The organism is Sediminibacterium sp. KACHI17 (genome assembly GCF_040362915.1).
Lineage (GTDB): Bacteria > Bacteroidota > Bacteroidia > Chitinophagales > Chitinophagaceae > Sediminibacterium.
On sequence record NZ_AP029612.1, the window covers coordinates 2,977,501 to 3,001,949 of the forward strand.

A 24,449-nucleotide genomic window follows, 5' to 3' on the forward strand; every position below is an offset into this window, starting at 1 on the left:
GATACTTGTACACTTTTACTTTAGCTCTTTGACATATTGGGAAAGCGAAATCAATAACAAGAAGGTTATGACTCTTATGCAAGGTCATAACTGATAAATTTTTTAAAGCGAATAAGGGCGCATGGTGGATGCCTAGGGTCTGAGAGGCGATGAAGGACGTGGTAAGCTGCGATAAGCTACGGGGAGCTGCACACGAGCGTTATATCCGTAGATTTCCGAATGGGACAACCTAATATACTGAAGGTATATTACTCGAAAGAGAGCCAACCCCGAGAACTGAAACATCTAAGTACCGGGAGGAAAAGAAAACAACAGTGATTCCCCAAGTAGTGGCGAGCGAAAAGGGAACAGCCCAAACCGAGTCGGCGTGCCGATTCGGGGTTATAGGACTGCATTTAGAAAGTGTTATCAAACTGAATCATCTGGAAAGATGAGCCATAGCAGGTGATAGCCCTGTAGGTACAAATTAACATGGACGAGCAGTATCCTGAGTAATGCGGGACCGGAGGAATCTTGCATGAATTTGCCAGCACCATCTGGTAAGGCTAAATACTCCTCAGACACCGATAGTGAACCAGTACCGTAAGGGAAAGGTGAAAAGCACCCCGAACAGGGGAGTGAAATAGTACCTGAAACCGTGCGCCTACAAGCGGTCGGAGCTCTGCAATATGAGTGACGGCGTGCCTTTTGCATAATGAGCCTACGAGTTACTCCTAACTGGCGAGGTTAAGTTCATATTTAACGGAGCCGAAGCGAAAGCGAGTCCAAATAGGGCGATTAGTCAGTTGGGGTAGACGCGAAACTTTGTGATCTATCCATGGGCAGGTTGAAGGTTAGGTAAAACTAACTGGAGGACCGAACCCGTTGACGTTGAAAAGTCTTGGGATGACCTGTGGATAGGGGTGAAAGGCCAATCAAACTGAGAGATAGCTCGTTCTCCCCGAAATGTTTTTAGGAACAGCGTTGCATATAGAAGTTTATTAGAGGTAGAGCTACTGATTGGGCTAGGGGGCTTCACCGCCTACCAAACCCTGACAAACTCCGAATGCTAATAAATATCTGCAGCAGTGAGGCTTTGGGCGCTAAGGTCCAGGGCCGAGAGGGAAATAACCCAGATTAGCAACTAAGGTCCCTAATACGTAGTTAAGTTGATCAAACGAGGTGGGATTTCTATAACAGCCAGGATGTTGGCTTGGAAGCAGCCATTCATTTAAAGAGTGCGTAACAGCTCACTGGTCGAGAGATCCTGCACGGAAAATAATCGGGCATCAAACTACGAACCGAAGTTCTAAATTCAGCCTAGCTGAGTGGTAGGGGAGCATTGAAATCTGCACTGAAGGTGTATGGCGACATATGCTGGAGCGATTTCAAAAGAAAATGTAGGCATAAGTAACGATAATTAAAGTGAAAAACTTTAACGCGAAAAGTCTAAGGTTTCCTGATCAACGTTAATCGGATCAGGGTTAGTCTGGTCCTTAGGAAAACCCGAAAGGGGCATCTGATGGAAAGCTGGTTAATATTCCAGCACCTGCTATGCATTAAAAGTGACGCAGGGACGTGGTGGTTGCGTACGGACGGAAGTGTACGCCTGAGTGGAGTCTTCGGACAAAGCGAAATCATAAAATCCCTGCCAAGAAAAGCGAGTATAGCAGCCAGTACCGGAATCCGACACAGGTAGACGGGATGAGTATTCTAACGCGCTCGGGTGAGCCGTGGAGAAGGAACTAGGCAAATTGACGCTGTAACTTCGGGATAAAGCGTACCGCAGCGATGCGGTCACAGTAAAATGGTTCAACCAACTGTTTAACAAAAACACAGGGCCCTGCAAAAACGTAAGTTGACGTATAGAGCCTGAAACCTGCCCGGTGCTGGAAGGTTAAGGAAGGGTGTTCGGCGCAAGCCAAAGCTCCTGACTGAAGCCCCAGTAAACGGCGGCCGTAACTATAACGGTCCTAAGGTAGCGAAATTCCTTGTCGGGTAAGTTCCGACCTGCACGAATGGTCTAATGAGTTGAACACTGTCTCCTCCACGAGCCCGGTGAAATTGTAGTATCGGTGAAGATGCCGGTTACCCGCCACGGGACGGAAAGACCCCGTGAACCTTCACTACAACTTTGCATTGATTTTGAGCAACAAATGTGTAGGATAGTTGGGAGACTTTGAAGCAGTGTCGCCAGGCATTGTGGAGTCATCGTTGAAATACCAACCTTTTGTTGCTTAGAACCTAACCCTGAACAAGGGGACATTGCATGGTGGGTAGTTTGACTGGGGTGGTCGCCTCCTAAAAAGTAACGGAGGCTCGCAAAGGTACCCTCAGTACGGTTGGTAATCGTACGTAGAGCGCATTAGTATAAGGGTGCTTGACTGTGAGGCAAACACGCCGAGCAGGAGCGAAAGCTGGCTAAAGTGATCCGGTGGTTCTGCATGGAAGGGCCATCGCTCAAAGGATAAAAGGTACTCCGGGGATAACAGGCTGATCTTACCCAAGAGCTCATATCGACGGTAAGGTTTGGCACCTCGATGTCGGTTCGTCACATCCTGGGGCTGGAGAAGGTCCCAAGGGTTCGGCTGTTCGCCGATTAAAGTGGCACGTGAACTGGGTTCAGAACGTCGCAAGACAGTTCGGTCCCTATCTGTGGTGGGCGCTAGTAAATTGAGTGGACATGACCTTAGTACGAGAGGACCGGGTCGTACGTGCCGCTGGTGTATCTGTTGTGCCGCCAGGTGCAATGCAGAGTAGCTATGCACGGACAGGATAAACGCTGAAAGCATCTAAGCGTGAAACCTTCCACAAGATGAGTTTACTTTTAAGGGTCGTCAAAGACTATGACGTTGATAGGCTATAGGTGTAAAGCTGGTAACAGCAAAGCCAAGTAGTACTAATTGCCCGTAAGCTTTATTTTTTTTCTTGTTATCATTTCCTTCCCAATATGTAACTTATTGTCACTGGTTTATTACCATGATTTAAAATCTTATGGTGGTTTTGCCGGGGGTGTTCACCTCTTCCCATTCCGAACAGAGAAGTTAAGTCCCCCATGGCCGATGGTACTTGCATTACGCTGGGAGAGTAGGTAGCTGCCATATTTATTGAGCCTCACTGTTTATTCAGTGAGGCTTTTTTATTGTACGTACCCTGTGCATATTCAGTGACTTATGAAATTTTCTTGTTACTTTCAAAGCCCAATATATCCAATCGATACTTGTTATGAACCCGAGAGTAAAAAACAACCCTATTCTTACATTTCTTTATCTCGGTATTCCTGATGACGCTTCTTTTATCGAAAGACAAAAGGGCTATATGTTCAATCTATTTATTCTGATTGGCGCCCCATTTGCTGTATTATCACTCATTGTGAATCTTTCCGAACAAGCGTACTTTCCTGCCTTCATTAACATTATTCAAATCAGTTGTTTTTCTCTGGCTTTATGGATAACCATCTCGGGTAAATGGAAGCAATATCGTGTCATCATTCTGATCATTCTTTCTATTGTGGCAATGATAGCCGCTTACTCCTATCAAAATTCCGGAGAGTATCGATTACTGATTATGATCGTTGCTGCAGTTGTATTGTTTGATCGTTCCTGGCAGTATATTATCTATGCAGCTATTGCATGTGCAGCCTTTGTATATATACGGATGTATCAAATTCCTGATATCGCTGAGCTGGCTATGGAAGATCTGATCTTTACCGGACTGAAGATTTTTTTACCGATACTGCTCTATGTACTATCATTATTGTATTTCAAAATCATTTATTTCCGTAACCTGCAACAACTAGAAGATACGAACAGAGCACTCGCGATTACTACCCGACAAAAAGATCAGATACTTGGTACTGTAGCTCACGATCTGCGAAGCCCTATTTCCAATATTGCTAATATTACTGAATTGATTCAGTCAGATAATTTATCTCAAGCAGAAAAAACAAATTTCCTACGCCTCATTGATCAATCTTCACGCTCAGCTCTCAACCTGATCAACGATTTATTACAAAACAGTGATATACAGGTTCGTCAATCACTCTTTAAAATAGTAGAATTAAATCAATTGCTGAACTCCTGGATACCTTCTTTACAGTTGAGAGCAAATGAAAAAAATATACAGATACTTACCCATTTTTTTTCTTCACCTATCGATATCTCAATGGATGTTGATCGGATCGAGCGTGTTATCACAAATTTGGTGAATAATGCCGTGAAGTTCAGTTCCGAAGGAAGCAAGATATTCATACAAATAACAGCAGATGATAAATATGCCCGTATCACTGTTACTGACCAGGGTATCGGCATCCCGCAAGAAAAACAAGAACATATTTTCGATATGTTCTCAAACGCACAGCGTGTGGGAACTTTAGGTGAAAAAAGCTTTGGAATGGGTCTTTCTATTTGTAAGCAAATTGTAGAGCAACATCACGGTCATATCTTTGTACAAAGCGAGGAGTATAAAGGATCATCCTTCATCGTAGAACTACCTTTACAATAATCCACACTTATATTATGCAACATCTTCTCCGGTAGATGCTATCCAAAGTTTAAACCAGTCTTCTCTTTCCATCTGAATACTTGCTGCGTTCTTGGCTTGAATCAGTCTTTCAATTTTTGTGGTTCCTATAACTGGTAAAATACCTGACGGATGTGTATGCAGCCAAGCGATTAATATTTCATTCACACCACATTCATACTTTGATGCCAGTAAAGTGGCGGTACCCATGATACTTCTGAAACGAGGATGTGTATCATCATCGAAAGCGCCTCCACCCAATGGAGCCCAGGCCATTGGTATAATTTTATGTTTGACACAATTCTCTAATGTGCCGTTCAAAAAAGCTGCTAGTTGAAGAATGGAAATTTCTGTTTGATTATATTCAACTGATGTGTAGTTCATCAACATATCTACCTGATGTGGTAAGAAATTTGAAACACCAAACTGCAAGATCTTTCCTTGTTGTTTCAAATGATCAACGGCACCGGCTACTTCTATGGGATTCAATAAAGGATCTGGTCGATGAATCAACAGAAGATCCAAATGGTCAGTTCCAAAATTTTTCAGTGATTGATCTACTGAAGCAATGATATGTGCAGCTGATGTATTGTAAGATTTGATTTGATGTGAAGCACGATTAGGTGTAACCATCTGTATACCGCATTTGGTAATAATGCGTAACGATGATCTCAATGAGGGCACTTCTTTTAAGGCATCACCAAATTCAGCCTCAGTTGTGTAGTCGCCATAGATATCAGCATGATCAAAAGATCGTATCCCATTTTCCAAACAGGCGTCAATCAATTGGCGATATTCTTTCGTAGAAAATCCTGCTCCCCACTTACCCCAACGCATACAACCTGCAATGGGTGCTTTAATAACAGATGATTGATTCATGCATTTAAATTACTTAAATCAAAGTAAATGACTGAAACCGAAGATGAATAAAATAAAAAAGTCCTGTTTCATCAGATGAAACAGGACTTGAAATTGTTTGTAGTGTAATAGGATTAATATCTGTTATAACCTCCACCACCACCGTTTCCACGATCGCGGTTGTATCCGCCACCGCCACCACGGTTGCCACCACCAAATCCGCCACGGCCACCGCCGCCGCCAAAGCTCTTCTTCTTGAAGCCGCCTCTTTCACCTTCAGGGCGTGGGGTAGATTCGTTTACTACGATCTTGCGACCTAACACTTCAGTGTCATGTAGAGCGCTGATAGCAGTACGAGCTGCTTCATCATCAGACATTTCAACGAAACCGAAACCTTTGCTGCGGTCGTTATTGAATTTGTCGGTAACAATTTTGGCGCTCGTTACTTCACCATAGGGAGTAAACAGGTTCTGCAGATCATCACTGGTCATGTTCCAGTTCAGATTTCCAACGTAAATGTTCATGTTCTTTTAAAAAATTAAGTGATCAAAAACCAATGAGAAACCAGTAACCAAAAATCCTGAAACATTTACGTAAAAACGTTCTGAGATATGGAAGACCTATCATTGGACTACCGAAGATAGTGATTTTGGCTGATTGGCAAGTTTTTTTCGGATTTTGAACCGGAAAAGCGGGAAATCAGGAAAAATACCAGCTTCTGGGTAATAAAAAGCCCCTGTTCAATAGAACAAGGGCTTGAGACTTTTAGAAAGGAATTATTCTCCAACTACTTCAAAATCAATTTCTGTAACGTTACCATTACCGAAATCAATAGAAGCTTTGTAAGATCCCAGTTCTTTCACATCATCTACGATAGAGATACGCTTACGATCGATCTCATAACCTTTTTGGTCACGAATCGCTCTAGCGATCTGTAAAGAAGTGATGGTTCCGAAGATCTTACCGCTGGTACCGGTCTTAGCGGTTAACTTAACAGGAGCAGCTTTCAATACATCGATCACTTTATTGATCTCAGCTAACATTGCAGCTTCTTTCTTCGCCTGAACTTTCAAACGCTCTTCCAATTGTTTCAAATTAGAAGGGTTTGCTTCTACTGCAAACTTCTGTGGGATCAAAAAGTTTCTGGCATATCCGTTCTTAACGTTAACCAGTTCATTACGTCCACCCAGATTGTCTACATCCTGAATTAAAATTACTTGCATGGTTGTTTTTTTAGTTCCCAAGAGCCCAGTCTTACCTGCGGCCAGACTGTCTCCCGATTTTATCGGGGTTAGGGAAGGTGACTAATTAAGAGAAAATCAAAACCAAATTCGCTTTTGATTTTTTAATTTTTACTTTAAAAGATCCGTTACATAAGGCAACAGCGCCATCTGGCGTGCTTTCTTAACTGCATCAGATACTTTACGCTGATATTTCAAAGAGTTACCAGACAAACGACGAGGCAATAATTTACCTTGTTCGTTGATGAATTTCTTCAGGAACTCGATATCCTTATAGTCAACGTATTTAATGCCATACTTCTTGAAGCGGCAGAATTTTTTCTTTGGCTTCTCCTGTTTGATCGCGGTCAGGTATTTGATCTCATTCTTTGCCATGATTAACCCTCCGTTTTTTCAGTTACAGCAAATCCGCCATTTCTTTTCTTGTAGTTGTACTCGACGGCGTATTTATCGAGTTTGGTTACCATGTGACGCATTACTTGTTCGTCACGTAACAGCTGAATTTTCAGCTTTTCATTGAGGTCGGTTGGCCCACTGTATTCCAGCACCCAGTAAATACCTGTGGTTTTCTTCTGGATCGGGTAAGCCAGTGATTTTAATCCCCATGGATTGCTATGTACAATAGATCCACCATTTTCTTTGATGAAGTCTTCGTACTTTTTCTGAGAAGCTTTGAAATCTTCTTCAGACAGCACCGGAGTGAAAATCACCATCAATTCGTAATTACTCATTACCTGAATTTTTAGGTTTTTAAATTGGTTTTTCCCAGTGGATCCCCCCGACATTACTGTTGGGAGGAAATCTGCCAAAACAGATTTGGGGCTGCAAAGGTATGGAAAAACACCATAAAAAGGAAGAAGAAACTTGAAAATGAACGCCCAAAACCAAGGAATATGCGGCAGTAAGCACAAAAACCATATCCTTACCTGAAATCGGCAGGCAAAATAGACCTTATTTCATTGATTTTCAGATAAATATCTAAGAAATATGGTATACACAGGAAAGTGATCGCTATACCCTCCCCGGTAGCGGTTTCCTTCCCAGGTACGCATCGGATATCCTTTATATCTCCCCGTGTACTCTGTTAAATAGGACTTATTGTACACGTACTCTTTGAAAAAGAAGAATTGATCAGGTTCTCTCTTGAGCCAGGATCCTGAAATAAGGATCTGATCAAAAAGCCCCCAACTGTCTTTATGAGCCAGCGTACCGTTTCCCCGCTTTAGCTGTTGTACCCATGGATTATACAGTTCACCCTCTTTCAGTCCGCCCGGATCTGATCTTGTATGTAATCCCTGAACAATACTGTTATCTTCCGGGTCATCATTCAAATCTCCCATCACTATGATTTTAGCTGTGGGTGTTACGACTTGTATGGAATCAATGTGCTTTCTGCAAATCGTTGCTGCAGCCATTCTTGCTGATGCACTTCTTTCTTCCCCGCCTCTTCTACTAGGCCAGTGATTAACATATAAATGCACCGTATCCGTCATCATCATGCCTTTTATGTAAAGAATATCTCGCGTAAAAGAAGCGTCCTTACTTTTTCCTGGCAGTGGTACAAATAATTTTTGTGCAACTATCGGATGAAATAATGAAGGTTGATATAACAATCCAACATCCACACCTCTTAGATCTTTGGATGAAGCATGCACGATATGATAATTTCTTTTTTTCAATGCAGGATGTTGTATGAGGAATTGAAGTACTGTATCATTCTCTATTTCCACTACTCCTAAAATTGCTACACCGGATTCATGATATTCAGTTCCGATATCCTTGATCACGGAAGCCAGCTTGTTCAGCTTATCACGGAAAATAACAGTGTTATACTTTTTGGCACCTCTTGGCGTAAACTCATCATCATTATTGATCGGATGATCGATCGTATCATATAGGTTCTCGAGATTGTAAAAACCGATCACAGCAACTTGATAGCGCTTTAATTGTGCTTGTGATGTTATGGTGCAACCCAACAGTGATATAGCAAGCAATAGATTTTTCATAGAAAAGAGTTGATATGCTTCGCTAAATACATCTTTTGTGTACCGTATTTCCCGCAAAAATGATCGCTGGTGTTTTTGGGTATATATCATCGGATTACTTTGATGCAAATTCATAACATGCCTTTTTTATTTTTCCTTTTCTTTTCTGCAGGAACACTTATTCATATTGAGCAGCATCATGTGTCAGATACGATTCCGATTCATACAGATAGTTTATTACTCCTGATCGCAGAGCAACAGCAATCCGTGGAATCTGATGCGATATTGATGAACGAGCGGGAACGAACTGTGCTCACATCTGTCGGACATTCTTCACCTCTGTATGCGGAGAAAGATGTGTTTCATCAAATGGCATCCTTTCAATTCAATACTTTTCGATTCAGACCTAGAGGGTATGAGGCAAGTGTTAGTCAGGTGCTTATCAATGGATTGAACATGAATCAACTCGATGACGGAAATCCCGCCTGGTCATTATGGAGTGGATTACAATCGGTCATGAAAAACAGCATTGAATATCTACCCATTCGCTTTCAAGAGCATTGGATGGGTGATGTCGGAACTATCATATCCACGGATATGCGCGCTTCATCGCAACGGCAACAGCTGCAATGGGTATACGGACTATCCAATAGAACCCATACCCATCGATATCAGTTGGGATACACCAGCGTTCCGAATCACCATGGCTGGACTTTTTCAGGAACATTAGTAATTCGATTGGCAAAAGAAGCGATGGGAACAGCAGCAAGTTATTCTTCCATCAATTATTACATAGGAATAGATAAAGAACTTTCGCGAAATCATATCGTTTCTTTTATCCTTTTTGGAAATCAAAATCAATATGGGAAACAGGCAGCTGTTACCCTGCCGGTGATACATCTTTTTGGCAACAGGTATAATCCTAATTGGGGTTATCAGAATGGGTTGAAGAGAAACGCAGCCATTACTTCACAACACAAACCAGTGATTGTTTTCATGCACGAATGGCAGCCAGATAATCATAGTTCTTGGCAAAACAGTGTAGGCTTGATCACAGGTAAGCGATCTGATACAGGGTTGGATTGGTTTCAGGCAGCAGATCCTAGACCCGATTATTATCGATACTTGCCGGAGTATCAAACAGACAGTGTATTGATCGAAACAGTCAAAACAAGTTTACTTGAGGATCCCTCATTGCAACAAATCAATTGGATGAAATTATATGTCATCAATCGTAATAGTTTCGATCAGGTCACCAATGCAAACGGAATGCCTGGAAATATTATCAGTGGAAAACGGGCACGTTATCTATTGGAAAAAAGAATAAAAGCTTCTGATGTTTTTTTGTTGAGTATGCATTATCAAAACAGGGTTAGTGAACACTGGCAAATAGCAGGAGGATTTCATATCAGGATGCAAAGAAACCACCACTATAAAATGGCAGATGATTTATTAGGGGCTGATTTTCATGTCAATTATAATCAGTTTGCAGAAAGTGATCTGCCTGCTGATCCTTCAATCATTCAATATGATTTAGATACCCCTGATCGTATCATCTATAAAGGCGATCGCTATGGATATGATTATCAAATGCACTATTCAGCAGCTGATGGATGGATACAATCGGAAAAGAAAGGAAAGAAAAACGACTTGATAGCAGGTCTGCACTTTTCAAAACAAACATTTTATCGAAAGGGTATGATCAGAAACGGATTATTCCCGGATCATTCAAAAGGGAAGTCTCAAACAGATCATTTTTTTAATGCCATGTTTAAGATGGTATTGACCCATAAAATTTCTGCTGATCAAGCATTGTTTTTTTCAGTTGTCACTGGCTCAAAAGCACCGCTTGCTGACAATGTGTATTTGTCGCCAAGGATGCGTAATACAAAACAAGATACCATTCAGTCTGAAAACATTTTTGCTACAGAATTGATGTATCGGCGCTCTTCAAAAAAAATCCATTTCAGATTCAGCATGTATTATACGACGATGCGAAATGCAATGAATGTATTGACATTCTATCATGATGGGTACAGGAATTTCGTGAATTATGCGATTCGAAATATCAATAAGAGACATATGGGTATTGAAGCGGGGATGGCATACATGTATAATACGCATTGGCAAATTGATATTGCTGCAGCAGCGGGGGATCATCGATATACCAGTCGGCAGAAAGTAACAGTGTCTTTAGATAACAATGAATTCCTGCTAGATAAAATGGATGTTTATTCCAGGAACTTTTGGGTTGCTGGCTCTCCGCAGTTAGTTCTAGGTTCGGGTATTCAATACCGAAATGATCAGGCATTATTTATCAGGATCAACTGGAATTATTTTGATCAACGTTGGTTGGAGTTCAATCCAGTTAGAAGAACGTACGATGCCGTTCAAGGGGTTGTATATGGATCTGATCTTTGGAATAAAATCATTCAGCAAACAAAGCTGCCGTCTGCTTTTACAGTTAACGCATTTTTAGGAAAAGGGTTTTCTATCAAAGCAAGATCTTCTGCAAGATCGCTTCGCTATTTCCTTTCATTCAGTATACAAAATCTGTTAAATAAGCAAGGAGTGATATCTGGCGGTTATGAACAACTTCGTTTTGATCAGGAAACAAAAAATACAGACCGGTTCCCGCCGAAACTTTTCTTTTCACCCGGATTGAATTATGCAGCTTCCATAACGATGAATCTATAATGCGTATACATCATGAGACCGTTTTATTTATTCTTAATGGCAGTCGTATTCATTTCAGGAACGACAACTTGTGTCAAACACTTTGATGAACCACCTGAATACACCGGCCCAAGAGTGAAGGCCAATATTTCGATTACTGAAATAAAACGTTTGCATATCCCGAATAATTTTGAAAAGATCACTGAAGATCTGATCATCGAAGGAGTGGTGATCGCAAATGATAAGACAGATAATTTTTATAAATCGATCGTTATACAAGATAGTACAGCAGGTATTACGGTTCGTTTGGATGGTTTTTCATTATTTAATATCTATCCAATTGGAAGAAAGATCTTTATTCGCTTAAAAGGACTTTGGCTCGGTGATTATGGTGGAATGATACAATTAGGTGCCGGGGTGAATAGGTCTGATCCGCAATTCCCCGAACTAATACCAATACCTCAACCTCTTTTTGATAGGGTGATCATAAAAGGAGATCTTGATCAATACGTAGTACCTCGCAAAGTGAAAATGGATGAGCTGAATGATTCTCTTCAAAGCATGCTGATTACACTTACGCAAGTAGAGTTTGATCATACTGATACAGGAAAGACCTATGCGGATGCTGTTAATAAACAAACCATCGCACATACATTGAGAACTTGTGGCATTGGTACTGTATACGTTCGTACAAGTGGATTTGCAAAATTCGCAACGGCGACCACTGCCAGAGGGCACGGCGATATAACAGGTATATTCAGTATGTTCAGAACACAAAAACAATTATTGATCAGAGATACCAATGATGTTCAGATGAATGGATTACGGTGCACAGTGACCGGACCTAAACAAATGTATGCAGAAGACTTTTCAGGACAGATCGCTGATAGTTTGATCTCTGCTCCTCAACTTAAAAATCTAAGTGAAGCAGGAGGTAAGTTTTTTCTTTCTAAAATCGTATCCGGAAATCCCTGTGCGGAGATCAGTGCATTTGCAACCAAAGAACAGATAGTGATAAGCTGGCTGATACTCCCTGCTATCGATCTTGATCACACAAGTAATGAGATCCTAAAATTCTCTACTAAGGATGGATTTAATAATGGAGCTGTATTGCAGGTTTTGGTTTCAACCAATTATGATGGTGGGAATACACCATGGAAGGCTAGATGGACAGTATTACCCGCTGTTATCGCAAAAGGCTCTGTAACAGGTTATCCAAAAGAATGGGTGAGTTCTGGCGATGTTAGTTTGCATCATTTGAAAGGAAAAGTATACATCGCATTTAGATATGAAGGAAATGATCCCCCCATGCAGACAGCTAAGCTTACAACAACATTTCGAATCGATAATATTGTTGTGGCTGGCAATTAAAAAAGAGCGTCCAAATTTGGACGCTCTTTGCATTTTAGTCGTGACTATATTTATTTGATTTTGATCAGTTGAACGACTTTTCTTTCTGATCCTTGAATCACTTCAGCAAAGTAAGTACCCGGATTCAGTCTGTGACCTACTTGCACAGTACTATTCGCGTTTAGTTGATTCCTGCTTTCCATTGCTCTACCACTTGCGTCAGTGATACGAAGTTGAACAGGGGTTTGGTTCTTACCTGAGATCTTCAGTGTGAAATAATCACTGCTAGGATTCGGTAATACTGTCACCTGAATTGTATTCGCTTTTTCCTCACTGATTTTTTGTGTAAAGTTTCCAATGCTATTGCTAGAGGTAACAGTACATCCTTGTTGCGAGCAACTTCCCAGTTTATCTCCTGAATGATTACGTAAATGTGCATCAACAGCATTGACATTCAGTTCGAGTGTCTGGTTGTTATGACAGAGATAAACTTTCTTTCCATTTGTGCCAGGTACTCGTATGTCTCTTACACAGAAGCTTACAGAGGTGGTAGTTGTACATCCTGACGCATTGGTAACTGTTACTGTAAAGCTGTAGTTACCTGCAGCAGTTGGAGTAAATACCGGATTAGCACTAACATAGTTATTCAAACCAGTGCTGCCCGTCCAGTTGTAAGTATAAGGAGCTCCACCATTAGCGGAAACATTCAATGTAGCAGACTGTGATCCATAACCTAAATAGATATTATTGACACTACCTCCCGTAAAGGTTGTTTCAGAAGGTACGATTTGAATATTGGCAGTAGGAGTACTTCCTAAAACTTTAACGATCACGTTAGCGCTACTAATATTTCCATGGATATCTGTTACGGTAAATTGGATCGTATTGTTTCCAATATTGTTACAATTGAAAATGTTCTTTGAGATATTCATGCTTGCGATACCGCAATTATCATAACTGCCGTTATTCAAGTCGTTGACTGTAATAGAGGCACTGCCATTTACCAATGCTACTGTAGCTGATTTTGTCAATAAAACAGGAGGTTGGTTGTCAATGACAGTTACAGTTTGATGAGAAGTATCTGAAACATTTCCATGAATATCAGTTGCAGTCCATACAACGATAGTAGTTCCTACTGGGAATACACTTGGGGCATTATTGCTAATACTTGCGATGCCACAGTTATCCGAAACCTCAGGAGTACCCAAGGATTCAATCTCAGCACTACAAGTTCCATTCGTGTTTACTACTCCAACAGCAGCCGGAGCTTTAATGACTGGTTTTTGATTATCACTAACGGTGATCAGTTGTTCTTTTGTAGCGGTATTGCCGTATTGATCAACGGCTGTCCATGTCACTTTTGTTACACCTACAGGGAAACTGGCGGGTGCATCATTGGTGATAGAACTGATCGCATTAAATCCGGTCACATTAGGTGTTGGAAGTGTGATCGTAGCAGAACAAGATCCTTGGTCAGCAAATAATCCCATATCTGAAAGTGTGATCACGGGTTTGCTAAAATAGCGCCAATCATATTTGGTGATAATAGGCAAGTGATCTGAAGTGGTACTTGCATAGCTACTGATCAGTGTTAATACATCTCTGAATACTTTGGCTGAATTAGGCACATATGCAATATTCAACTCACTGGAAGTGATCACATGATCGATCATATCAGGGAAAGAAACCGTTGAACTATTACCACTTAAGCTCAATGGTAAGGTGACAGGATGATAGTTGGCAGCATCATTCAAGAAAGAACTGTATGAACTCACTGTATTTGGAGCAACTTCAGTTGTGATGGTTCTATCAAAATCATCATTCATATCACCTAGTATAATGATCTTGCTATTAGGGAACATGGCATCTAAAGAATCTTTTAATTCATCAGCTCCGGCTTTTCTTCTATCGTACGATTCAATTTTATCTGCAGTATTTCCCGTATTAGCTTTAGCGTGGATCACGATGAAATCAACCAGACTGGTAGCTCCATTCAATGTAACTTCTGCTTGCATCAGGAATGGATAACGTCCACTAGCCCAACTGTTGAATGCATTGCCGCTACTGGTTCTCAGTAAACCTCTTGTGCTGATTTTTTTGATGACGTCCTTGTTATAAATAAATCCGAGTTTTTGTGCGCCGGCATAATCAGGGTCATTTACATCATCTGCATAGGACCCATAATCATTTACAACATATCCATAATTACCCGGTAAAGCTTCGGCAACATTCTTAAATCTCAATGTATCAACGATCTCTACCAATGCATACAGATCCGCATTCAAAGTAGTTAGTACTTGTTGTACATTTTGTTGTTGAAGATTTTTATTGGTTGGTCCCAAACCTGATGCAGTACTTCCGAACCATTCGAGATTCCAGTTTACTACTTTCAGTGTTCTTAATGAAGTGCCGCTTAACGCAATGGATTGATTCGTTAAACCTGTTTCATTAATCGATGCGGTCACGAACCCATTATACTGTTGATCAGCAGCTGTAGGTTTGAATCGAACATAAATTGTTCTCTTTGTATTTGCATCAGCTGCATCTATCGTCACAGATGTAGTAAACGCTGATTGATCCAAACTTATTTCAAAGCCGGCAGGTACGGTGAGTACTATCGGACTTGTGACATTGTAACCTTCTAATGAAAAACTACGATTGGTAGATGTTTGCCCATTAGCAACATAATCAAAGTCGATATTGGTTCCGCGAATATCAAGACCTGCGGCGGCAGGGGTGGAAGAGTTGAGAATATTGATATCATCCAATGTCCATCTAGCTGCATTCAATGCAGGGGAGGAAGTATAAACAAAAGCAATTGATACATTGGTTCCCTTAAATGCAGAAAGATCTATTTGATCACTGGTGGTCCAAACATCTGATTCTGCTTCTGCAAAACGACCATTGATCTCTGTCCATTGAGCAGCGTTCGGGTTTCCTGTGCCGCTGTAATTAGTAGATACCAGTAGCTTTAACGAAGGACCTGCAAAACGCACTCTTGAAGCAAAACGTAAGATCGGATAATTGAAATCAGAAAGATCGAAAGAAGGAGAGATCAGCCAGTCTTCATTATTTTGAGCACCGCCTGAAAATCCGTTGATCTGAACACCATTGCCTGTTTGTCCAAACGTAGTACATCCCCATACCTGGGCACCACTAACGCTGTATTGTTTGAATCCGCCAGGCAGATTACTGATGCAATCATTGAAATCAAAACTGGTTGGTTGTGCACCGGTTGAAAAACTCCAACTATTATTCGAAAGACCGGCAAAAGCGTTGCCTGCCTGATCTGTTACTATACCGGTATCTAAAGTGATGTAATAAGATTTATTCCCACCAAGGCTGGTTGAAAGTGCGATGCTATTACCTGAAACTGTAACAGCTGATGAACCAATTGCAAACGACTGTTGCGTTCCGTTGGTTACATTGTGTAAGGTAATATTACCGTTACCCGCAACTATATTTTCACTAAATACAATGCTGATATTGGAATAAGGCGAAAGTCCGGTAGCGCCAATTGCGGGATTGTAGGTTGTGATGGTAGGAGCCGTGACATCACCACCACCTGTACCTGTTACAGAAATATTATCAATAGCGAAACTGGGTCTTGATCCACCACCCGATAGATCGCGATTTGCCCAACGAAGTTGTACTACGGGTTGGTTATCACAAGCAGCAGGTAATGTAATAGAACGTGCTGCAAGATTTTGAGGAGTGGTAACACCACTGCCTGTTTGAGCAGTTGTATTGCTTAGGTATGCAGAACTACTCAATGTTGTAAAACTTCCTGTAGTACCAATTCTGTATTGTAATGACATTTCATTGATACGAGTATTCGTAGTACCATTATACGCATTACGAATGGTCATGGCATCATATGCAACGGTAATATTCGTAACTCCAGATGTAGTGATTGCCAACACAAGACCAAAGTCGCCGGAACCACTGCTCAGAAAACCAATTTTCTGATTGTAGTTATACATAGCTCCGGCAGTTGATGAGGCAGATCCAACTGTTAGGGTTGCATCACCTGTTCCTCCGCCGGTGTTATAGTTCGCAGGATTAGAACTGCTCAAACGCCATCCGTTCAAACCGGTAGGATAGGTTGTCGAAGCACTAGACAGGGAACTAAAATCTTGTGTGTAAGGAAGTGTTTGCGGGGTAGGTGCAGTTTGTGAAAGCAATACCCCATTGCAAAAGAAATACAGAACTGCAAAGAGTTGCAGGTACAATTTTCTCATGGGTTTTGAATTTAAGTTTGGTACCGTAAAAGTACAATTCAGGCGGGAATGACAATTTTTCGCATCAACAACCTATTATTAATTTTTCGCTTTGTGGATAAGTTGTCAACCTGTCAGTTAGACCCGCTTTGGTATTTTCTTTGTTCATTTGCGCAAAAACAAGTGAGCCATGCAAAAAGGTCAGATTCGTGTACAAACGGAGAATATTTTCCCTATCATCAAAAAGTTCCTGTATAGTGATCATGAAATTTTCCTTCGTGAGCTGGTAAGTAATGCCGTAGACGCTTCACAAAAATTAAAAACGCTCTCTTCTATAGGAGAAGCAAAAGGCGATATTGGAGAGTTACGGATTGATGTGGTACTGGATGCAAAAGAAAAAACACTAAGCATCATTGATCGTGGTGTAGGTATGACTGCTGAAGAGGTAGACAAATACATCAATCAAGTAGCGTTTAGCGGGGCGGAGGAGTTTGTCAACAAGTATAAGGATGCAAACATCATTGGTCATTTTGGATTAGGATTTTACAGCGCTTTCATGGTAAGTGATAAGGTTGATATCCACTCCAAAAGTTTCAAAGATGGTAGCGGTGTCTTCTGGAGCTGCGATGGAAGTCCGGAATACGAACTGTATGAAACGGATTATAACGATCGTGGTACTAAAATCGTATTACACGTTAATGAAGAAAGTAAGGAGTTTTTAGAAGCTTCGCGTATCAAAAGTATACTGGAACGCTTCTGTAAATTTTTACCTATCCCTATCTATTTTTCTGAAGAAGGACAGAAAAAAGAAGAAGAGGAAAAACCAATCAACAATACCAATCCGATCTGGATCAAAAAACCTTCAGAGTTATCTAAAGAAGACTACGAAAAATTTTATCGTGAATTATATCCATTTGGAGAAACACCGCTTTTCTGGATACATCTGAATGTAGACTATCCATTTAACCTTACAGGTGTATTGTACTTCCCGAAGATCAAGCAGAGCTATGAGATCCAAAAAGATAAAATACAACTGTATTGTAACCAGGTATTTGTAACAGATGAAGTGAAAGATATTGTTCCTGAATTTTTGATGCTGTTACATGGTGTTATCGATAGCCCGGATATTCCTCTGAATGTTAGTAGAAGCTATTTGCAAGGCGATCCAAATGTGAAAAAGATCAATGCGCACATCACTAAAAAAGTAGCAGATAAGCTGGAAGAGATCTTCCGTAATGAAAGAACTTCATTCGAAGAAAAATGGGAAAGCCTTGGATTGTTTGTGAAATATGGAATGATGACAGATGATAAATTCCTGGAAAAAGCGAATAAGTTCATCATCATGGAAGATGTGGAGGGTAAATTCCACACATTGGAAGAATATAAAACAGCAACTGAGGGCATACAAAAAAATAAAGAAGGTAAACATATCATTCTTTATACCACCAATCCCGTTCAGCAGGATGCATATATCCAGGCATGTAAAACAAAGGGATATTCAGTTGTGAAAATGGAAACATTGGTAGACGCTGCTTTCATTAATACCATGGAAATGAAATGGGAAAATGTAAGCTTTGTGCGTGTAGATGCTGATATTGTCGATAACCTGATCGATAAGCAAGAGTCTAATCAAACTGTTTTAAGTAACGAAGAGTCAGATAAATTAAAAGAATTGTTTACACTGACCATCCCTGATCTTCATGTCACTACCGAGATCAAGGGATTGAGCCCTGAATCCGCGCCCGTTATTGCAACCCGCCCTGAATTTATGCGTCGCATGAAAGATATGGCTGGTGTTGGTGGAGGCATGACTGCATTCTATGCTCAGATGCCTGATGAAGTAACACTCACGGTAAATGGTAATCATCCCATCTACCAACAACTACTCAAGCAAAGTGATACTGAAATGCAGCAAAAACAAGTTCGTAACCTCGCAGATCTGGCCTTGCTTTCGCAAGGACTGCTGAAAGGGAATGATCTCACCAATTTCATTAATCGAAGTGTTGAACTGTTGCAAACCGAACAGGTCAAAGCTTGATGAATCGATAATAAGAGTTAAAAAGGTCTGCCCATGCAGACCTTTTTTTGTATATGATACTGACGTGTAATCGTTATTTTCATGTCACTCAACATAAGTGTATGCAATATTTAGTCAAGGATGTGATCAAAGAAACGGATGATGCAGTAAGCCTGGTATTGGATGCACAGAACAGTAGTATAGATTATGAACCCGGACAATTCATTACACTCATATTTTCTGATCGAAATGGTAAGGAGGAGAGAAGGAGTTATTCAATCACTTCTATTTCAGACGAACCACTGAGCATCACTGTTAAAAGAATTCCAAATGGGTCTTATTCAAGAATATTGGTTGAAAGAACAAAAGTGGGAGATCATCTTACAGGATTAAAGCCGACAGGTTTTTTCACATTGCCCCATCAAAGTGATAAGCATGGAATGGGTCGTTTTGTTTTTTTTGCTGCAGGAAGTGGGATCACGCCGATATATGCACAGATCAAAGCATTGCTAAAGAAACAAACGGCAGCAAAGATCGTTTTGGTATATAGTAATCAGTCGAAACAAGATGTAATTTTTTATGAGGAACTGATGAAGCTTTCATCTCAATACAGATCCTTGTTCTCTATTTATTTCTTTTTTAGTGATGCAAATGATTATCGCAAAGCAAGGTTGAGTAGTTCGATCGTGAGTGAAATACTTGCCAATGAAATAGGTACTGAAAGATCCAATGCATGGCTGTATTTGTGTGGACCTTTTCAGTATATGTTGATGATTGGTATTGTTGCTAAAAGCATGGGCTTTTCAAATGAACAGATCAGGAAAGAACAGTTTGTAATTGAAAAACCAACAGTGACGATAGCACCTCCTGATACCGATGCTCATACGATCAACATTATTGCAAATGGAAAAGAATGGTCTTGGACCAGCAAATATCCTGATACCATCTTACAGTCTGCCAAACGGAATGGAGTACAATTGCCTTTTAGTTGTGAAGCAGGTCAGTGTGGAACTTGTTCCGTAACCTGTGTCAAAGGAAAAGTCTGGATGTATAAAAATGAGGTGTTGATGGAAGAGGAGATCCGTAACGGTAGAATATTGACTTGTACAGGTTATCCGATTGACGGGGATATTTGGCTGATGATTGGTTCAGATACTTGATCTGATATCGATCATTTTCAGTTGTATCGATTTTTCTCCATTCCACTCATTTTCATCCAATGTAAAAACAAGGTCAACTGGTTTTTGCTGTTGTAGTAATTCAAATTTATTCGCCATATTGAAGCCGATACCTGTGAGTGTTATATTTTTTTGTTTCACTACAAATCGGATATGCTGGTCTTTTACAATTTTAGAAAACCCTGTATCATTGACTTTCTCTGCTATAAAAACAGGCCGCATATTATCCGGACCAAAAGGTTCCATCTGTTTAAGAATGTTATACAGCGTAGGCGTAATAGCTTCAAATTGAATTGGCGCATCTATAACGATCTCGGGTATGAGTTGTTCGGGTTGTATTTGTTCCTCTACTGCTTTTTCAAATGCAATAGCAAAATCATTCACTTTTTCTGGTAGAAGCGTCATGCCTGCTGCTGCGAAATGTCCGCCATATCCTAGAAGATGTTCACGGCAAGCGTGTATGGCTTCATACAAGTTAAATCCTGCAACACTTCTGGCACTGCCGGCAACATATTCGCCGCTTTTGGTTAATACAATGGTTGGGCGATAATGTTTTTCAATCAATCTACTGGCAACGATCCCTACAACCCCTTTATGCCAGTGCTCCTGATACACAACCGTAGTTTTTTTACGGGGGAAAGCCGGATCAGCTTCGATCAATGCCAATGCTTCTTCAGTAATAGAACTATCAGCTTCTCTGCGATCAGCATTATCACTGTGTAGCATTTCGGCAAAAGACATGGCTTTAGCAGGATCTTTTTCAATGAATAGCTGAACCGCTTTTTTGGCATCATCCATTCTGCCTGCAGCATTCACCCTAGGAGCTATGATGAAAACCAGGTTATTGATGTACATGGTTTTTTGAACAGCCGCCAGCTCCATCAACGCTTTGATGCCGGCACAAGGGTTTTGATTTACTTTCTCCAGACCATAATAAGCAAGTATTCTGTTTTCTCCGCTGATAGGAACAATATCTGCAGCGATCGCCGTAGCAACCAGATCCAGATATGCTAAATGTGTACTTTCCGGAAGTGATAATTTTTCACTGATAGCAGTCATCAATTTAAAACCCACTCCGCATCCACATAATTCTTTATAAGGGTATGCACAATCAATTTGCTTGGGATTCAAAATGGCTGCTGCGGGTGGTAATTCCTGATCCGGTAAATGGTGATCACAAACGATAAAATCAATATCCAATGATTTTGCATATTGGATCAGGTCAACTGATTTGATACCGCAGTCAAGCGAAATGATCAATGTAATTCCTGTTTCTTTGGCATAGTCAATCCCCATTTTTGAAACACCATATCCTTCGCGGTAACGGTGGGGAATATAAAAATCCACCTGATCATAAATCTCAGAAAGATACTGATACATAGATGCTACAGCAGTAGTACCATCAACATCATAATCTCCAAATACCAGGATCTTTTCATGTTGCTGAAATGCATGAAGTATTCTGTTTACAGCTTTATCCATGTCTTTCATACTCCATGGACTGTGTAACTGCGAAAGCTGGGGTCTGAAAAAATCTTTTGCTTTATCGTAGGTGTCAATACCTCTTTGAACAAGAATGGCGCAAAGCGTTTTATTGATCTTCAATGCTTCGTGAAGCGATGCGGTCTTCTCTGCATCTCTGCTTAATATATTCCATCGTTTATTCATCAATAATTCCTGTCAGTGGTATAACGAACCAATTCTTCAAGCGCATCTCTGAATTGGGAGTGAGGAAATTGATGCAGTATCGTTAAAGCTTCATCACGGAAGGCGAACATTTTTTGTGTGGCGTATGCGATTCCGCCGGTAGTAACAACATGATCTATAACAAACTTCACCTTATCTTTTTGAGTGTTCTCATTTTTGATGATATAGATGATCTTTCTTCTGATATCCGGACTGCAGTTATTCAATGTGTAGATCAAAGGCAGGGTTAACTTTTTTTCTTTGATATCATTGCCGGTTGGTTTTCCAATATCTTCTGTTCCATAGTCAAAGAGATCGTCTTTGATTTGGAATGCCATGCCTACTTTTTCACCGAAGAGTCTCATCTTTTCTACATCTTGTTGATCGGTAAAAGTAGTGGATGCTCCTGCGGCGCACGCGGAGGCTAAAAGAGAGGCGGTTTTTCCATTGATTATTTCATAATAAATGGATTCTTTGAGGTTTAGATTTCTTGCTTTTTCGATTTGAAGCAATTCTCCTTCACTCATCAATCGTACTGCTTCAGATAAAATCCGCAGTACTTCATGGTCTTTATTGTTGAGGGATAATAAAAGTCCTTTTGAAAGCAGGTAATCACCCACAAGAACGGCGATCTTATTTTTCCAAAGTGCATTGATCGAGAAGAAGCCACGTCTTTCCATTGCATCATCGACCACATCATCATGTACTAGGGTAGCGGTATGCAGTAATTCTACCAAGGAGGCTGCCCGATAAGTGCTATCATTGACTTCACCCCCTAGTCGGGCACTCAATAAAACGAACATAGGTCTTAGCTGTTTACCTTTCCGCTTTACGATGTATTGCATGATACGGTCCAGTAAAGCCACTCTACTTTTGACAGCTTCCCTGAAATGCACTTCGAAATGAACTAATTCCTCTGATATTACTTTTTTAGCTAATTCCATCGTTCTTAATTAGTTGCAAGATAACCATCGCTAACAACAATCGGTCGTTAAATGCAGCGTTCTGCATTGAAATTGAGTCTGGTATGAATATTGTTGCTAATGGAGATTAAACAATATATTTGTATAAATATTGTCAATTTGTTTCATAATATGTAAATTTGCAATGTTTATTTACATCAGTAAAAGAAGTTCTCATTAAATATCAATCAATAATTATGGCAAGCAAAAAGAACATTTTAACACTGGCACTGATCGTTCTGATACAGTCGATCGGTATGGCTCAAACAGATTGGGGATGGGATTGGAAAGATACTTCCAAAATTTCTGTAAAGAAATTGCCCCAGCATAATGAGTTCCTAAATAACCAGTACCCTTATCCTGCAGCTCCACGCAATCAGTGGGAGCTTGGTTTTGGCGTTGGTGCATCATCTATCACAGGTGATATCAAATCTAAAACTGGTTTCGGTGCTACCGTTTCTTTGCGTAAGGCATTGAACCACACTTTTTCTATCAGAACAGGATTGACAGGTCTGTGGAATTCAGGTACTGCTAATGCTTTTCAGGCAGCAGTAGGTCGTCCTGACTACAAAAACAGAACTTACCAATTAGGTTTTGATGTTATTGCTTCATTGAATGCAGCAAGTCACTACCGTGGTAACCCTAAAACAAACGTGTATGTTTTAATGGGATATGCTTTGAATGCATCTAATGTGTTGTATAGAAGACCAGGTGGCGCACAGTCTGGTTACAGTACTTTCTATGGATTTAACCAGAATGAAAACTTTACCAATAGCCAAGCTGGTACCATCACAACTTTTGGTGGTGCAACCATCAACGGTAGACAAGCATACACATTGTACCATGGCTTGAACCTGGGTGGTGGTATTGCTTTCAAGTTGAGCAATAAAGTAAACATCGGATTGGAGCATAAGTATACTTTCACTGTACCAGGATATGATTTCTTGGATGGTGTTAGAGCTGGTAACAATAACGACTACATTGGCTTTACCAGTGCACGTGTAAACGTTAACATCGGTAATACTTCTAAGAAAGTTCAGCCTTTGTGGTGGCTCAATCCAAACAACTTTGTGTACAGCGAGTTGAACTCTCCTGCTCACATGAAGATGCCTAAAGTTGTTCTTCCTGATGCTGATAAAGATGGTGTTACAGATCAGTTTGACCTTGAGCCTAACACACCAGCTGGTGCTCCTGTTGATACTCACGGTCGTGCTAAAGATACTGACGGTGATGGCGTTCCTGATTACAAGGATAAAGAACTGTTGACCGCTCAGAAATGTTTCCCTGTGAACAATGATGGTATCGGTACTTGCCCTGAGCCAGCATGTTGCAAAGAGATCAAAGACATGATCGCTAACATGAAGCCTGCTGAAGCAGCTCCTCAGTGTAACATTGGTAGCTTACCAAGCATCCAGTTCAAAGGAAAAGCAACACTGTCTAAAGATGCTCAAAACATCTTAAATGGTGTAGCTGCAAGAATCAATGCAAATCCTACTTGTAACATTAAAGTGATTGGATATGGTGCATCTAGCAAATCTGCTCAGCAGTTAAGCTGGGATCGCGTGAATGCTGTGATCAAATACCTGGTTGAAAAGCAAGGTATCTCTGAAAGCCGTTTCATCTTTACTTATGGTCAGGATGGAGATGCTAACACTGTAGATCTTCAAGGAACATTGGATGCGGGTCCAAATACAGTACCTGCTCCACATCCAAATCTGAAAAGCAGAAACTAATTCTCGGATTAGTTACTTATAAAAAAAGACCCGATTAAGTAAT

The 24,449-nt window shown here is 40.6% G+C and carries 15 protein-coding genes and 2 rRNA genes; 8 read left to right on the top strand and 9 right to left on the bottom strand.

The window, feature by feature from the left end:
* Positions 1-101 precede the first annotated feature (101 nt).
* The 3 genes from ABXG83_RS13215 to ABXG83_RS13225 all read left to right on the top strand — a co-directional run bounded on the left by ABXG83_RS13215 (position 102) and on the right by ABXG83_RS13225 (position 4,482).
* Positions 102-2,902: ribosomal RNA gene (locus ABXG83_RS13215) — 23S ribosomal RNA — on the top strand.
* Between the two features lie 70 nt (positions 2,903-2,972).
* A 5S ribosomal RNA gene (gene rrf, locus ABXG83_RS13220) occupies positions 2,973-3,083 on the top strand.
* Between the two features lie 121 nt (positions 3,084-3,204).
* On the top strand, positions 3,205-4,482 hold the full coding sequence (locus ABXG83_RS13225; protein ID WP_353549336.1) for a HAMP domain-containing sensor histidine kinase: 1,278 nt from the start codon (positions 3,205-3,207) through the stop codon (positions 4,480-4,482).
* Between the two features lie 12 nt (positions 4,483-4,494).
* Here the strand turns inward: ABXG83_RS13225 and ABXG83_RS13230 are convergent, their stop codons facing one another.
* The 6 genes from ABXG83_RS13230 to ABXG83_RS13255 all read right to left on the bottom strand — a co-directional run bounded on the left by ABXG83_RS13230 (position 4,495) and on the right by ABXG83_RS13255 (position 8,605).
* Entirely contained in the window at positions 4,495-5,379 is an 885-nt protein-coding gene (locus ABXG83_RS13230; protein ID WP_353549337.1) for an aldo/keto reductase, read from the bottom strand.
* A 113-nt stretch (positions 5,380-5,492) separates the two neighbouring features.
* The gene (locus ABXG83_RS13235) at positions 5,493-5,882 is read right to left on the bottom strand and encodes an RNA-binding protein (protein ID WP_353549338.1); all 390 of its coding nucleotides are present in this window, start codon (positions 5,880-5,882) and stop codon (positions 5,493-5,495) included.
* Positions 5,883-6,134: 252 nt separating this feature from the next.
* Complete coding sequence (gene rplI / locus ABXG83_RS13240) at positions 6,135-6,581, bottom strand: 50S ribosomal protein L9 (protein WP_353549339.1); 447 nt, start codon at positions 6,579-6,581, stop codon at positions 6,135-6,137.
* Positions 6,582-6,710: 129 nt separating this feature from the next.
* Positions 6,711-6,974: a 30S ribosomal protein S18 gene (gene rpsR, locus ABXG83_RS13245; protein ID WP_133473151.1), complete on the bottom strand. Its 264-nt coding sequence runs from the start codon at positions 6,972-6,974 to the stop codon at positions 6,711-6,713.
* Positions 6,975-6,976: 2 nt separating this feature from the next.
* Positions 6,977-7,330 (bottom strand): 30S ribosomal protein S6, encoded by a 354-nt coding sequence (rpsF, locus tag ABXG83_RS13250; RefSeq protein ID WP_353549340.1) that lies wholly within the window; start codon positions 7,328-7,330, stop codon positions 6,977-6,979.
* A gap of 225 nt (positions 7,331-7,555) precedes the next feature.
* On the bottom strand, positions 7,556-8,605 hold the full coding sequence (locus ABXG83_RS13255; protein WP_353549341.1) for an endonuclease/exonuclease/phosphatase: 1,050 nt from the start codon (positions 8,603-8,605) through the stop codon (positions 7,556-7,558).
* A 117-nt stretch (positions 8,606-8,722) separates the two neighbouring features.
* On the opposite strand from ABXG83_RS13255, the gene ABXG83_RS13260 reads away from it, so the two are divergent.
* Together ABXG83_RS13260 and ABXG83_RS13265 are read left to right on the top strand one after the other, a co-directional pair.
* Complete coding sequence (locus ABXG83_RS13260; protein ID WP_353549342.1) at positions 8,723-11,281, top strand: TonB-dependent receptor; 2,559 nt, start codon at positions 8,723-8,725, stop codon at positions 11,279-11,281.
* Between the two features lie 36 nt (positions 11,282-11,317).
* Entirely contained in the window at positions 11,318-12,631 is a 1,314-nt protein-coding gene (locus tag ABXG83_RS13265; protein ID WP_353549343.1) for a DUF5689 domain-containing protein, read from the top strand.
* 50 nt (positions 12,632-12,681) lie between these two features.
* Here ABXG83_RS13265 and ABXG83_RS13270 read toward each other — a convergent pair whose 3' ends face one another.
* Positions 12,682-16,851 carry an Ig-like domain-containing protein gene (locus tag ABXG83_RS13270; protein WP_353549344.1) on the bottom strand — a complete coding sequence of 1,390 codons (4,170 nt, stop codon included), beginning with the start codon at positions 16,849-16,851 and terminating at the stop codon, positions 12,682-12,684.
* 169 nt (positions 16,852-17,020) lie between these two features.
* Here ABXG83_RS13270 and htpG point away from each other — a divergent pair, with 169 nt between their 5' ends.
* Positions 17,021-18,868, top strand: coding sequence for a molecular chaperone HtpG (htpG, locus tag ABXG83_RS13275; protein WP_353549345.1), 1,848 nt, complete (start codon positions 17,021-17,023; stop codon positions 18,866-18,868).
* Between the two features lie 101 nt (positions 18,869-18,969).
* The gene (locus tag ABXG83_RS13280) at positions 18,970-20,007 is read left to right on the top strand and encodes a ferredoxin--NADP reductase (RefSeq protein ID WP_353549346.1); all 1,038 of its coding nucleotides are present in this window, start codon (positions 18,970-18,972) and stop codon (positions 20,005-20,007) included.
* Here ABXG83_RS13280 and recJ read toward each other — a convergent pair.
* Together recJ and ABXG83_RS13290 are read right to left on the bottom strand one after the other, a co-directional pair.
* On the bottom strand, positions 19,996-21,693 hold the full coding sequence (gene recJ, locus ABXG83_RS13285) for a single-stranded-DNA-specific exonuclease RecJ (protein ID WP_353549347.1): 1,698 nt from the start codon (positions 21,691-21,693) through the stop codon (positions 19,996-19,998). The genes ABXG83_RS13280 and recJ overlap by 12 nt on opposite strands.
* A complete protein-coding gene (locus ABXG83_RS13290) occupies positions 21,693-22,655 on the bottom strand; it encodes a polyprenyl synthetase family protein (protein ID WP_353549348.1) in 963 nt (320 codons plus the stop codon). The genes recJ and ABXG83_RS13290 overlap by 1 nt, the downstream gene beginning before the upstream one ends.
* Positions 22,656-22,870: 215 nt before the next feature.
* Here ABXG83_RS13290 and ABXG83_RS13295 point away from each other — a divergent pair, with 215 nt between their 5' ends.
* Positions 22,871-24,406, top strand: coding sequence for an OmpA family protein (locus tag ABXG83_RS13295; RefSeq protein WP_353549349.1), 1,536 nt, complete (start codon positions 22,871-22,873; stop codon positions 24,404-24,406).
* The last annotated feature ends 43 nt before the right edge of the window (positions 24,407-24,449 follow it).